The sequence below is a fragment of the Azorhizobium caulinodans ORS 571 genome, assembly GCF_000010525.1.
Taxonomy (GTDB): Bacteria; Pseudomonadota; Alphaproteobacteria; order Rhizobiales; family Xanthobacteraceae; genus Azorhizobium; species Azorhizobium caulinodans.
Genome location: NC_009937.1, coordinates 1,382,051 through 1,393,882, shown reverse-complemented (window position 1 = coordinate 1,393,882; position 11,832 = coordinate 1,382,051). Strand labels below are relative to the sequence as shown.

Below are 11,832 nucleotides of genomic sequence, written 5' to 3'. Positions count from 1 at the left end.
GCAACGTCACGTTTCTGCCCGTATCGGTGCGGCAGGGTAGTTAGCGTTTCGTCAACGCGGCTCGCCCAAGATCGGCGCCGGATCCGCTTCGGCGCTGCGCCGTGAGGAAAAATGATGCCGTCTGTCCGTCTCCTGCTCTCATGCACCGCCCTCGCCCTGGCGCTTGCCGTGGCGCCGCCGGCCATGGCGGCCCAGGACAGCGACGCCCCCACCAAGAAAACCGACACCAAGAAGGCCGACGCGAAGAAGGCGGACCCGAAGAAGGACGCCAAGAAAGACGCGAAGAAGCCGGACGCCAAATCCAAGGCCGCCGCCAAGCCTGCGACCCATAGCCCCGGCCGCGGCGTGGCCGCCCGCCCGGCGCCCAAGGCCGCGCCGCTGACGCTCGCCCCCACCGCCGCCATCGCCACCGGCGAACTCGGCGAATTGCGCAATGCGGTGATCGCTGCCAAGGCCGGCCGCGGCACGGAAGCGCTCCAGATGGCGCGCCAGCTGGAAGACCCGGTGGCGCGCAACCTCGTGGTCTGGCTGGTCATCCGCAACGCGCCGAACGACTACGGCTTCACCAACATCGCCGCCTTCCTGCGCGAGAAGCCGGGCTGGCCGACGCCCGGCACCCTGCGCCGCCGCGCCGAGCGCGTGCTGCTGGCGGAGAACAAGGATCCGGCCACCGTCCGCGCCTTCTTCTCGGAACAGGACCCGATCTCCGGCGAGGGCAAGATTGCGCTCGCCCGCGCCATGGCCGCCTCCGGCGACCGCAACACGACCGCCGCACTCATCCGCGACGCCTGGCGCAACGATGATCTGACCGAGAACACCGAGAATCAGGTGCTGGGCGAATTCGGCGTCCTGCTCACCCGCGCCGACCACAAGGCCCGCGCCGACCGCTACAGCTACAAGCCCGATCAGGCCCGTGCGATGCGCGCCGCCGCCCGCGCGGGCTCGGACGTGGTCCTGCTGACGCAGGCCCGGCTCGCCATCGCGAAAAAGGCGCCGGAAGGCGCCCGCCTGCTGTCGCAGGTGCCCTTCACGCTCGCCAACGACCCGGCCTATCTCTTTGCCAAGTCCCAGCTCGCCCGCCGCGCCGGAAAGGACAGCGAGGCTGCCTCCGCACTGCTTCAGGCCGCGGGCGCCAGCCCCGACGTACTGGTGGACACGGATGAATGGTGGATCGAGCGCCGCCTTGTCTCGCGCGAGCTGCTGGATGCGGGCGACCCCAAGACCGCCTATCGCGTGGCCGCCACCGGCGCCATTCCGGACGCCTCCAACTATCGCGCGGAGCAGCAGTTCACCGCCGGCTGGATCGCCCTCGCCTTCCTGAAGGACCCGCGCACGGCGCAGGCGCATTTCTCGCGCATCGCCCACGGCCAGAGCAACCCGATCACGCTGTCCCGCGCCTTCTTCTGGCAGGGCCGCGCGGCGGAGGCGGCCGGCGACACTGGCTCGGCACGGTCGCACTATGAGCACGCGGCGCAGTACTCGACCACCTATTACGGGCAACTCGCCCGCCAGCGGCTGGGCCTGTCGGCCGTCGCCCTGCGCCGTGCGCCGGACGGTGGCATGCAGGCCCGCGCCACCTTCGACCGCATCGAGCCGGTGAAGGCGGTGCGCCTGCTCTATGCGCTGGGCGACCGCGACACCGCCATGACCATTCTCTACGACCTCGCCTGGCGCATGGAGGACAGTTCCCACCTCCAGATGCTCTACCAGCTGGCACAGGAGAACAATGACGCGCGCGGCGCGCTGGTGGTGGGCAAGGAGAGCGTGGCCGAGGGCCATCCGCTGGACGCCGCCGCCTTCCCCACCTTCGGCATCCCGAACTACACCTCGATCGGTAATCCGGTGGACCGGGCCATGGTCTATGCGGTGGCCCGGCAGGAGAGCCAGTTCAACCCGCGCACCCTCTCCAGTGCCAAGGCCATGGGCCTGATGCAGGTGACGCCGGAGGCAGGCCGCGAGGTGACGAAGAAGACCGGCGTTGCCTATGACGAGGCCCGCCTGATGAACGACCAGTCCTACAACGTGCAGTTCGGCGCGGCGGAACTGGGCGAGCTGATGGAGAATTACGGCGGCAACACCGCCCTCGTCTTCGCCGCCTACAACGCCGGGCGCGGCTCCGTGCGCAAGTGGATCGACCGCTATGGCGACCCGCGCTCGCCGGATGTGGACCCCGTGGACTGGGTGGAACTCATCCCCTATTCCGAGACGCGCAATTACGTGCAGCGGGTGATGGAGAATTATCTCGTCTACCGCGCCCGCTTCGGCTCGGACCGCGCCCAACCGGTGGCCGCCCGCTGAGGACGGACGGCATCCACCCCATTGCTCCGAGGGCAATGTTCCCGTTGCATGCGCCCGCCCCCGGCGCCACCTTGCCGCGCCCGCGCTTCGCGGGCGCTGTGATCAGCGACACGGTGGCCCTTCATGCTCCGCATCCTCGGCAAGCGGCAATCCATCAACGTGCGCAAGGTGCTCTGGGCCTGCGACGAGATCGGACTTGATTACACGCAAGAAGACTGGGGCGCCGGCTTCCGTCCGACCTCCGATCCCGCCTTCCAGGCTCTGAGCCCCAAGGGGCTTGTGCCGGTCGTCGTGTATGGCGATGCGGTGCTCACCGAGAGCAACACCATCGTGCGCTATCTCGCCGCCCGATATGGCCGCCCCGACCTGCTGCCCGTCGATCCGGTGGAACGTGCGCAGGTGGAAGCCGCCATGGACTGGCAGGCGACCGAGTTCAACACCGCCTGGCGCACCGCCTTCCTCGTGCTGATGCGCAACCGGCCCGACGCCGGCACACCGGAACAGGTGGAGGCCTCCATCACCGAATGGACGCGCATGGTCGCCCTGCTGGACGGCCAGTTCGCCGACGGACGCGCCTTCATCTGCGGTGCCACCTTCACGGTGGCCGACATCGTGATCGGGCTTTCGTTGCACCGCTGGTTCCGGGCGCCCATTCCCCGCCCGGACTTCACACACGCCGCCGCCTATTACGCTCGGCTGGCGGAGCGCCCCGCCGGACGGGCCTACATGGCCGCCACCTACGACTGATCCTGATCCGAGCCCCTCCCATGAAAGCCCCGCTGTTCCAGGTCGACGCCTTCACCACGCGCCGCTTCGCCGGCAATCCCGCCGCCGTGATGCTGCTGGAGGCCTATCCGGAAGACGAAACGCTGCGCGCCATCGCAGCCGAGAACAACCTCTCAGAGACCGCCTTTCTGGTGAGAGAGGGCGGCGACTATCACCTGCGCTGGTTCACGCCCAAGGTGGAAGTGCCGCTCTGCGGCCATGCCACGCTTGCCAGCGCGGCGGTGGTGATGGAGCGGCTGGAGCCGGGGCGTGCTTCGGTGACGTTCCACACCGCCAGCGGCGCCCTGCCCGTTTCCCGAAGCGGCACGGGCTATGTGCTGGACTTCCCGGCGCGCGGCAGCGAGCCCATCGCCATGCCGGGCGTCGCGGCCGCGCTGGGCGCGGCGCCGGAAGAAGTGCGCATCAATCCCTTCACCTACATGGCCGTGCTTGCGGACGCCGCGACCGTGCGCGGGCTTTCTCCCGGTATGGCCGCCATCGCCGCGCTCGACCGGCCCGGCCTTATCGTGACCGCGCCGGGCGATAACGCTTATGATGTGGTCAGCCGCTACTTCGCCCCCGCCAAGGGGATTCCCGAGGACCCGGTCACGGGGGCGGCCCATACGACTCTCGTGCCCTACTGGGCGGAACGCCTCGGCCGCAGCACGCTCGCCTGCCATCAGGCCTCGGCGCGCGGCGGCGACCTCACCTGCCGCCTTTCGGATGACCGCGTGCTCATCGAGGGCGCGTGCGTCTTCTTCCTCGAAGGCACGGCGGAATACTGAACTGAGACGAAACGTCAGGCCCGGACGTGAGCCGGGCCTGCCGATCCCTCACCAGCCCCGGAAGCGGGACCAGCGGGCGATATGGGCGCTGCCGTCCGCCGGCAGCACCGCATAATCGTCGAACTCGGTGGCGGTGGCGCAGGCATGGTTGGGCAGGATGCGCACCTGCGCCCCCACGGGCAGGTCCGGCGCGGTGGCCGTGCTGCCCGCCCGCAGGCCGATGATGCCGTGCTCCTGATTGGCGCCCACAACGATGAGATCCGGGATCACCTGTCCCTCGACGTCGCACACCAGGCCATAGCCCTGATCGACCGCCTGCGAGGCGGTGCCACGATCGCGGGAAAGGGCCATCCAGCCCGCATCCACCAGCGTCCAGCCGCGCTCGCTCTGGTGACCGATGACGGTGGCGAGGACCGAGAGGGCGATATCATCCGGCGTGCACACGCCGATGCCCGCCATCACCAGATCCTGGGAGACATAGACGCCGGCGCGCACTTCCGTCACGCCGGTGAGATCGCGGGCGAAATGGGCGGTGGGGGTGGAGCCGACGCTGACCACCGGGCACGGCAGGCCGGCGGCGCGCAGGGTCTCGGCGGCTGCCACGATCGCCGCGCGCTCCTGCTCGGCAAAGTCTGCGAGCGCCTCGGGACCCACTTGCCCGTAACTGCCGCCGGAATGGCAGAGCACGCCGCGCAGTTGCGCGCCGCCCTCGTGCAGGATGCGGCCGATGGCGACGATCTCCGGATCATCCGGCTTGAGACCGGCGCGATGGCCGTCGCAGTCGATCTCGATCAGCGCCGGAATGGCGTCCCCCACGGCCCGCGACATGGCGGCGACCGCCGCAGCCTGCACGCGCGTATCCAGCACCACGGCGAGATCGCAGCCCGCGCCGCGCAGGGCGATCACGCGCGGCAGCTTCTGCGGGGCGATGCCCACCGCATAGATGATGTCGCGCACGCCGGCGGCGGCGAACACCTCCGCCTCCTTCAGCGTGGAGACCGTCGCAGGGCCATTCCCGTCCTTCAGCACACGGCGAGCGGCCTCCACGCTCTTCAGCGTTTTCAGGTGCGGACGCAGCGCAACGCCGAGGCCGTCCAGATGCGTCTTGAGCCGGGCGATGTTCCGCAGCATGCGCGCCTCATCGAGGATGAGGCATGGGGTGGGAAGGTCGGCGAGGGCGGCGGCGACGGTCATGGCGCGGGGCTTTCTTTGGGCAGGGCAGGGACGGCCCTATCCCGCATTTAGAACGGCCCGGCGCGCGTGAAAAGCCTCATCCCGCCTGCGCCACTGGGGCGGCGAACCGGCCGATGGAAAAGGGCGCAATGGGCAGGTTGCTGGCGCCCGTGGTGACTAGTTCCGCGAGAATGCTGCCCACGATGGGGCCGAGCTGGAAGCCGTGGGCGGAGAAGCCGAAGGCGTGATAGGCGGCTTCGGCCTGAAGGCTCGGGCCAATCACGGGGATGTCGTCGGGCATCCGCGCCTCGATGCCCGCCCAGGCGCGGTTGATCTGCGCCTCCGCCATGATGGGGAAGATCTCCGCCGCCGTGCGGGCGTTGAAGGCGAGCTTGCCGAAATCGAGCGACGTGCGGTTGGTGTCGCGATCCGCGATACCGCGGTGCCCGCCGCCAATCAGCACCGTGCCGTTGGCATATTGCTTGAAAGAAAGCGGGCGCCGCGTTGCGCCCACCACCGGCTTCACGAAAGGTGGCATCCGCAAGGTGATCATCAGCATGGGGGCGATCACCTCAAGCGGCACCGGCTCGCCCAGCGCCGCAGCGATGCGGTCCGCCCAGGCTCCGGCGGCGTTCACCAGCACGGGGGCCTCGTGCGTCTTGCCCCCCACCTGTACCCGCCACAGGCCGCCCCGCCGCTCCGGCAGGCCTGCCGGGCGGCCTTCGAGAAAGGTCGCGCCGAGGCGGATGGCGGCATTGCGGAAAGCGAGCACGGTTCGGAAGGGCAGCGCCGCCCCATCCGCCCGCGAGACGATGCCGCCCACGCAATGGGGCGAGACGGCGGGCAGCAGCGCCCGCAATTCGTCCTGCGCAATCAGTTCCTCATGGGTGAAGCCGAGCGCATTGAGCCTGGCCACCCGCTCGGCGAGGAGCGCGAGGTCGCCCTCGTCCTCCGCCACCTTCACCTGCCCGTGGCTCTCGAAGCCGCAGTCGTCATCCACCAGATCGCGGATGGAATGCCATAGTTCCATGGAGGCGACGGAGAGCGGCACCTCCGCGAAGGCGCGGCCGAGCCGCCGCACCCCGCCTGCATTGACGCCGGAGGCATGGCGGCCGGCGTGGTCCTTCTCAATCACCAGCGCCTTCACGCCGCGCCGGGCGAGATGCAAGGCTGTTGAGCAGCCGTGCAGGCCGCCGCCGATGATCAGGACATCCGGCCGCGCCATCTCAGCCCCGCTCCACCGATTTCATGGCCGTCTCGTCCCGTGGCAGGGAGGCGAGTTCAGCCACCGAAATGGGCTTTACCGGCGCCCGCAGGCGGTAATGGCCGATCTCGGCCGGGGAAACGCCCTGCGCCTCAGCCATCAGTTCGGAGATGGTGAGGCCGCACATCCGGCCCTGACACGGGCCCATGCCCGTGCGCAGGAAGGACTTGAGCTGGTTGGGCCCGGCGCAGCCGAGCGCCACCGTCTCGCGCACCTGTTTGGCCGTCACTTCCTCGCAGCGGCAGGCGATGGTGTCGTCGGCCGGGCGGCGGAAGCCATCCGCCGGGCGATAGAGCCGGTCGAGGAAGGCGCGGCCCTTCAGCGCCTGCGCGAGCGCCGCCTCCACCTTCGGCTTCTCCGCCAGCACCGGCGCGCCGGGCTTCAGGACGGCGATGGCAGCGAGCGCCGCCAGCCGGCCGCGCTCGGCCGCGCCCAGCGCGCCGCCGATGCCGGCGCCGTCACCCGCCACCGCAATGCCCTCCAGCGGGCTCGTGCCTTCGCCATCCACATCGGGGCGGAAGCAGCATTGCGCCTCGTCCCAGACCACGGGAATGCCGGCGGCATTGGCGAGATTGAGGTTCGGCACCACTCCCTGATGCAGCAGCAGCGTATCCACCTCCATGCGCCCGCGTGCGCCGGATGCCGTCGTGTAGGAAACGGCACGCACCACACGGTCGCCCTCCGCCTCCAGCGCCGTGATGCCGGAGAGGATGCGCACATTGGCCCGCACCTTGCGTAGCAAGGTCAGGCCCTTGCGGAAGTAAGGCGAGGTGAGGAAGCCGAACGCCTCCGGCAATGCCGCCCGCCACGCGCCGGGGGCGGTGGTATCGAGAATGGCGGTGATCTTCACGCCTGCGTCGAGCAACTGCGCGGCGAGCAGGAACATCAGCGGCCCGCAGCCGGCGAGCACGAGCCGGCCGTCCGGCACAAGCCCGGAAGACTTCAGCAGCGTCTGCGCCCCGCCCGCCGTCATCACCCCCGGCAGCGTCCAGCCGGGAATGGGCATGGGCCGCTCCAAAGCGCCGGTGGCGAGGATGACGCGCTTCGCCGTGACGAGATGCGCGCGCCCGGCGACGGACACCGCAATCTCCCGCTCCCGCGACAGCGACCAGACGGTGGCACCGGGCACATAGGCCGCGCCGCTGGTGAGCATCTCATCAGCCAGCGTCGCGCCGGACCAGTAATCCGCCCCCAGCACCGCGCCCTTCGGCAGCGGCGAGCGGGTGATGGCGCGGTAGATCTGACCGCCGGGCGCCGGGTTCTCGTCCAGCAGCACGGTGGAGAGGCCGGCGCGCGCGGCAAGCGTTGCGGCAGCGAGGCCGGCGGGGCCGGCGCCCACCACGGCCACGTCGCAGGCGGCGGGAATGGGGGTCGCGGGGCGCGCGTTCATCGGCCGATCTCCCTCTTGCCCTTCTGCGTCTCCACGCGCATCCCTTCGGCCACGGGCACCATGCAGCCCTGCCGGTTGCCCGTGCCGTCGATCACCACCAGGCAATCGAAGCACACGCCCATCAGGCAGTAAGGCGCGCGCGGCGCCCCGCTGACGGGCGTCTCGCGATTGTGGTCGATGCCGGCGGCGAGCAGCGCCGCCGCCACCGTGTCGCCCGCCCGCGCCGTGACGGGCCGGCCGTCCACCGTGATGCGCACGGTGTCGCCTTGTGCCTCAGGCAGCCGCCGGAACATGGAACCTCCGCGCACTGAACACCTCGAAATCCTCCCGCGGCAGGCCACCGGCGGCGATCGCCGGAGCCACCACGAACGCATGGGTCGCGGCCAGCGTCACGCCGCTGTGGCAGGTGGCGACGAACGCCCCCGGACAGGTGGCGGACTGGTCGTAGATGGGAAAGCCGTCCTTGGTCATCACGCGCAGCGCCGCCCAGGTGCGCACCACATTGAGCCCGCCGAGACGCGGGAACATGCGCACCGCGCGGTCGGCGATGGCCGAGACGATGGGCAGGCCCACGGTCGGGTCCGGCCCCGCCTCCTCAACGGAATCGCCCAGCATCACCGTGCCCTCGTCGGTCTGCCGCACGGTGACGACGGGATAGCGCATGAAGGGCTGCGTGCGCTCCGTCACCACGATCTGCCCGCGCTGCGGGCGCACCGGCACGTCGAGGCCGACCATGGGGCCGAGCCGCGCATTGCCGTTGCCGGCGGCCAGCACCACCTTGGCGGCGCGCACCTCGCCCCTGGCCGTGGCGATGCGGAATTCGCCGCCCTCATACGCGATGGCCTCGACGCCATGATTGGCGAAGTAGCGCGCGCCCGCCCGCTCCATGGCGGTGTGCAGGGCGCGGAACAGCCGCAGCGAGTTCACGTGGCCGTCGAGCGGACAATAGCTCGCCCCCACCACCTGCGGGCCGATCTCCGGCATCATCTCCTTGACCCGCGCGTGGTCGAGGATCTCATAGTCGTAGCGCATCATGCGCGGCTGATTGTGCAGCCGCTGCAAAAGGTTGGAGCGCTTTTCCAGCTCCGCCTCGGACAGCGCGAGATGGAAGCCGCCGGGCTGCTGGAGGGTCACGTCGAGGCCGGTGTCGGCCTTCAGCGCCTGCGCAAGCTGCGGCCAAAGGCCCGCGCCGCGCACCGTCCAGGCGGCATATTCGGGCATGCCGAGGCCCTTGGACTGCACCCACACGAGAGCGAAATTGCCGCGCGAGGCCCGCAGGGCGATGTCGCCCTCGTCCAGCACCGCCACGCGGGCGCCGCCGCGGGCGAGGCCATAGGAGATGGACGCGCCCACCAGCCCGCCGCCGATGACGGCGACGTCGAATTCGTTCGCTGCCGCGCTCATGACCGTCCGCCCCCCTCGCCGGCGAGCAGCCGCTCAAGACCGAACAGCTTCTCGATGAGCGCCATCACCACCACGGTGAGCGCGATGAGCGCCGCCGAGATCGATGTCACCAGCGGATCGATATTGTCCTGGATGTAAAGAAACAGGCGCACCGGCAGCGTGGTGGCGCCGGGGGCCGCGATGAACACCGTCATCGTCACCTCGTCGAAACTGTTGATGAAGGCGAGCACGAGGCCGGAGACCACGCCCGGCAGGATCAGCGGCAGCGTCACCCGGCGGAACAGGGTCGCCCCCGAGGCACCGAGCGAGATCGCCGCCTGCTCCAGCGAGCGGTCGAGGCCCGTGGTCGTGGAGAGGGTGAGGCGGAAGGCGAAGGGCAGCACGATCACCACGTGCGCCAGCACTAGGCTGACCTTGGTGCCGCTGACCCCGATCTGGGTGAAGAAGCGCAGGAAGGCGACGCCCAGCACCACGTGCGGGATCATCAGCGGCGACAGGATCAGCGCGCACAGGGCATCCCGGCCGGGGAAGCGATGGCGCGCCACCACCAGCGCGGCGGGCACCGAGACGCCCACCGCGATGAGCGAGGAAAGCGCCGCGAGCCAGAGCGAATCCCCGAAAGCCGAGATGAACTCGGGATATCCCGCGATGGCCTTGAACCAGCGCAGCGACGGGCCGTTGGTGGGCAGGGAGAGATAGCCCTCGGGCGTGAAGGCGACCACGCACACGATGAGGATGGGCGCCAGCATGAACACCATGACCAGCGCATGGAAGACGAGCGCGAGGGGACCGTTGCGGCTCATTGGGTCATCCTCGCATAACGCCGCTCCACCAACGTGTTGCAGCCGATGACGATGGCGGCGATGGCGGCGAGCAGCAGCACCGCCACGGCGGCGCCGAGCGGCCAGTTGAGCGTGTTGAGGAACTCGTCATAGGCCAGCGTCGCCGCCACCTTCAGCCGCCGGCCGCCGATGATGGCGGGGGTGGCGAAGGAGCTCGCCGACAGGGCGAAGACGATTATGGCGCCGGACAGGATGCCGGGCAGCACCTGCGGCAGCACGATGCGGGTGAGGATGGTGAATTGCGAGGCGCCGAGCGAGGCGGCGGCATTCTCCGTGCGCGGGTCGAGCCGCTGCAGCACGGCCCAGACGGAGAGCACCATGAAGGGCACCATCACATGGGTGAGCGCCACCATCACCCCACCCTCGGTGAACATGAAGGGGATGGGCTGGGAGAGCACGCCGAGGTCCATCAGCGCCTTGTTGACGACGCCGTTGCGGCCGCCGAACAGGAGCGCCCAGCCAAGGGTGCGCGCCACCACGGAAATGAGCAGCGGACCAAGCGTGACCACCAGGAAGATGCCCTTCCAGGGCGCCTTCATGCGGTGGATGACATAGGCCTCCGGCGCGCCGATGAGGCAGCAGGCCAGCGTCACCACACCGGCGATGCGGAAGGTGCGCAGGAACATCTCGCCATAATAGGGATCGGCGGCGATCTCGGCCCAGTTCTCCAGCGACAGGCCCGGCGAGATGCCGGTGGAGCTGGAGAAGGAATGGAAGGACAGGAGCGCCGTCATGACCAGCGGCACCAGCACCACGCCGAACACGATGAGCAGCGCCGGCAGCAGCATGAGCGCCGGGGCCATCCAGGCGGGCGCCCCCTCGCGGGCGGGGGCGAGATGGGCAACCGCGCTCATCGCCCCTCTCCCGCCCGCAGGCCGGCATCCTCCGGGCGCCAGGAGAGATGGACGCTCTCGCCCTCCTCCGGCTTCGGCGCGCCGTCATTCTGGCACACGATGGTGGCGATGCCGGCCGGCGTCTCGCCGATGAACAGCCAGTGCGTGCCCTGGAACACCCGCGAGACGACGCGGCAGGCAAGGCCCGCCTGCGCGAAGGCGATCTTCTCGGGCCGCACGGACAGGCTGACGCGGCCGGCGGACGCCAGATGCGGCGGGCACGGCACACGCAGGCCGCCGATGACCGCCTCGCCCGCCTGCACCGGCGCCTCGAACACGTTGGTCTTGCCGAGGAAGGAGGCGACGAAGGGCGTCGCGGGGCGCTCATAGACCTCCTGTGGGCGGCCGATCTGTTCCACCTTGCCGGCGTTCATCACCACGATGCGGTCGGAGAGCGCCATGGCCTCCTGCTGATCGTGGGTGACGAGGATGGTGGTCGTGCCGAGCGAGCGCTGGATCTGCCGCAGCTCGATCTGCATCTCCTCGCGCAGCTTGGCGTCGAGGTTCGACAGCGGCTCGTCCAGCAGCAGGATGCGCGGCTTGATGACCAGCGCGCGGGCAAGCGCCACGCGCTGCTGCTGGCCGCCGGACATGCGGCGGGGATAGCGGTCCGCCAGCGCGCCGAGGCCGACGAGGGTGAGCGCGTCCGCCACCCGCGTGGCGCGCTCGGCCTTCGGCACCTTCTGCATTTCAAGGCCGAAGGCGACATTCTCCGCCGCCGTCATGTGCGGGAAGAGAGCATAGCTCTGGAACACGATGCCGAGGCCCCGGCGGGCGGGCTTCACCGCCACCAGATCGCGCCCCTCCAACCGGATGGCGCCGCCGCTCGGCTCGGTGAAGCCGGCGATCATCTGCAAGGTGGTGGTCTTGCCGCAGCCGGAGGGGCCGAGCAGGGAGATGAACTCTCCCTGCGCAACTGCGAGGCTCAGCGCATCCACCGCCACATGGTCGGCATAGCGCTTGGTGAGCCCATCGAGGGTTAGGAAGGCGCTGGCCATGCCGGGCGCGGACGTGCTGG

Annotated in this window: 11 protein-coding genes; 3 read left to right on the top strand and 8 right to left on the bottom strand. The window is 70.0% G+C overall.

The annotated features are described in order from the left end of the window. The first annotated feature begins 114 nt into the window (after positions 1-114). The 3 genes from AZC_RS06395 (at position 115) to AZC_RS06385 (ending at position 3,848) form a co-directional block, all read left to right on the top strand. Positions 115-2,298 (top strand): lytic transglycosylase domain-containing protein, encoded by a 2,184-nt coding sequence (locus AZC_RS06395; protein ID WP_043878991.1) that lies wholly within the window; start codon positions 115-117, stop codon positions 2,296-2,298. A gap of 123 nt (positions 2,299-2,421) precedes the next feature. Continuing rightward, a complete protein-coding gene (locus tag AZC_RS06390; protein ID WP_012169772.1) occupies positions 2,422-3,045 on the top strand; it encodes a glutathione S-transferase family protein in 624 nt (207 codons plus the stop codon). Positions 3,046-3,065: 20 nt separating this feature from the next. Further along, the gene (locus AZC_RS06385) at positions 3,066-3,848 is read left to right on the top strand and encodes a PhzF family phenazine biosynthesis protein (RefSeq protein ID WP_012169771.1); all 783 of its coding nucleotides are present in this window, start codon (positions 3,066-3,068) and stop codon (positions 3,846-3,848) included. 48 nt (positions 3,849-3,896) lie between these two features. Here the strand turns inward: AZC_RS06385 and AZC_RS06380 are convergent, their stop codons facing one another. From AZC_RS06380 to AZC_RS06345, 8 genes are all read right to left on the bottom strand, one after another. Further along, entirely contained in the window at positions 3,897-5,042 is a 1,146-nt protein-coding gene (locus tag AZC_RS06380; protein WP_012169770.1) for a DSD1 family PLP-dependent enzyme, read from the bottom strand. A 76-nt stretch (positions 5,043-5,118) separates the two neighbouring features. Continuing rightward, positions 5,119-6,246 (bottom strand): NAD(P)/FAD-dependent oxidoreductase, encoded by a 1,128-nt coding sequence (locus AZC_RS06375; RefSeq protein ID WP_012169769.1) that lies wholly within the window; start codon positions 6,244-6,246, stop codon positions 5,119-5,121. Between the two features lies 1 nt (position 6,247). Beyond that, the gene (locus AZC_RS06370) at positions 6,248-7,675 is read right to left on the bottom strand and encodes an NAD(P)/FAD-dependent oxidoreductase (RefSeq protein ID WP_012169768.1); all 1,428 of its coding nucleotides are present in this window, start codon (positions 7,673-7,675) and stop codon (positions 6,248-6,250) included. After that, on the bottom strand, positions 7,672-7,968 hold the full coding sequence (locus AZC_RS06365; protein ID WP_043878990.1) for a (2Fe-2S)-binding protein: 297 nt from the start codon (positions 7,966-7,968) through the stop codon (positions 7,672-7,674). Before AZC_RS06365 ends, AZC_RS06370 begins: the two co-directional genes overlap by 4 nt. Beyond that, positions 7,949-9,079: an NAD(P)/FAD-dependent oxidoreductase gene (locus tag AZC_RS06360; RefSeq protein WP_012169766.1), complete on the bottom strand. Its 1,131-nt coding sequence runs from the start codon at positions 9,077-9,079 to the stop codon at positions 7,949-7,951. The genes AZC_RS06365 and AZC_RS06360 overlap by 20 nt, the downstream gene beginning before the upstream one ends. Continuing rightward, on the bottom strand, positions 9,076-9,882 hold the full coding sequence (locus tag AZC_RS06355; RefSeq protein ID WP_012169765.1) for an ABC transporter permease: 807 nt from the start codon (positions 9,880-9,882) through the stop codon (positions 9,076-9,078). The genes AZC_RS06360 and AZC_RS06355 overlap by 4 nt, the downstream gene beginning before the upstream one ends. Then, entirely contained in the window at positions 9,879-10,775 is an 897-nt protein-coding gene (locus AZC_RS06350; protein ID WP_012169764.1) for an ABC transporter permease, read from the bottom strand. The genes AZC_RS06355 and AZC_RS06350 overlap by 4 nt, the downstream gene beginning before the upstream one ends. Further along, entirely contained in the window at positions 10,772-11,812 is a 1,041-nt protein-coding gene (locus AZC_RS06345; protein WP_043880087.1) for an ABC transporter ATP-binding protein, read from the bottom strand. Before AZC_RS06345 ends, AZC_RS06350 begins: the two co-directional genes overlap by 4 nt. Positions 11,813-11,832: the final 20 nt, after the last annotated feature.

Bases quoted from the DNA above. Each gene is read 5' to 3' on its own strand.
- AZC_RS06395 (WP_043878991.1), top strand. From the start codon at position 115: ATGCCGTCTGTCCGTCTCCTGCTCTCATGCACCGCCCTCGCCCTGGCG.
- AZC_RS06390 (WP_012169772.1), top strand. From the start codon at position 2,422: ATGCTCCGCATCCTCGGCAAGCGGCAATCCATCAACGTGCGCAAGGTG.
- AZC_RS06385 (WP_012169771.1), top strand. From the start codon at position 3,066: ATGAAAGCCCCGCTGTTCCAGGTCGACGCCTTCACCACGCGCCGCTTC.
- AZC_RS06380 (WP_012169770.1), bottom strand. From the start codon at position 5,042: ATGACCGTCGCCGCCGCCCTCGCCGACCTTCCCACCCCATGCCTCATC.
- AZC_RS06375 (WP_012169769.1), bottom strand. From the start codon at position 6,246: ATGGCGCGGCCGGATGTCCTGATCATCGGCGGCGGCCTGCACGGCTGC.
- AZC_RS06370 (WP_012169768.1), bottom strand. From the start codon at position 7,675: ATGAACGCGCGCCCCGCGACCCCCATTCCCGCCGCCTGCGACGTGGCC.
- AZC_RS06365 (WP_043878990.1), bottom strand. From the start codon at position 7,968: ATGTTCCGGCGGCTGCCTGAGGCACAAGGCGACACCGTGCGCATCACG.
- AZC_RS06360 (WP_012169766.1), bottom strand. From the start codon at position 9,079: ATGAGCGCGGCAGCGAACGAATTCGACGTCGCCGTCATCGGCGGCGGG.
- AZC_RS06355 (WP_012169765.1), bottom strand. From the start codon at position 9,882: ATGAGCCGCAACGGTCCCCTCGCGCTCGTCTTCCATGCGCTGGTCATG.
- AZC_RS06350 (WP_012169764.1), bottom strand. From the start codon at position 10,775: ATGAGCGCGGTTGCCCATCTCGCCCCCGCCCGCGAGGGGGCGCCCGCC.
- AZC_RS06345 (WP_043880087.1), bottom strand. From the start codon at position 11,812: ATGGCCAGCGCCTTCCTAACCCTCGATGGGCTCACCAAGCGCTATGCC.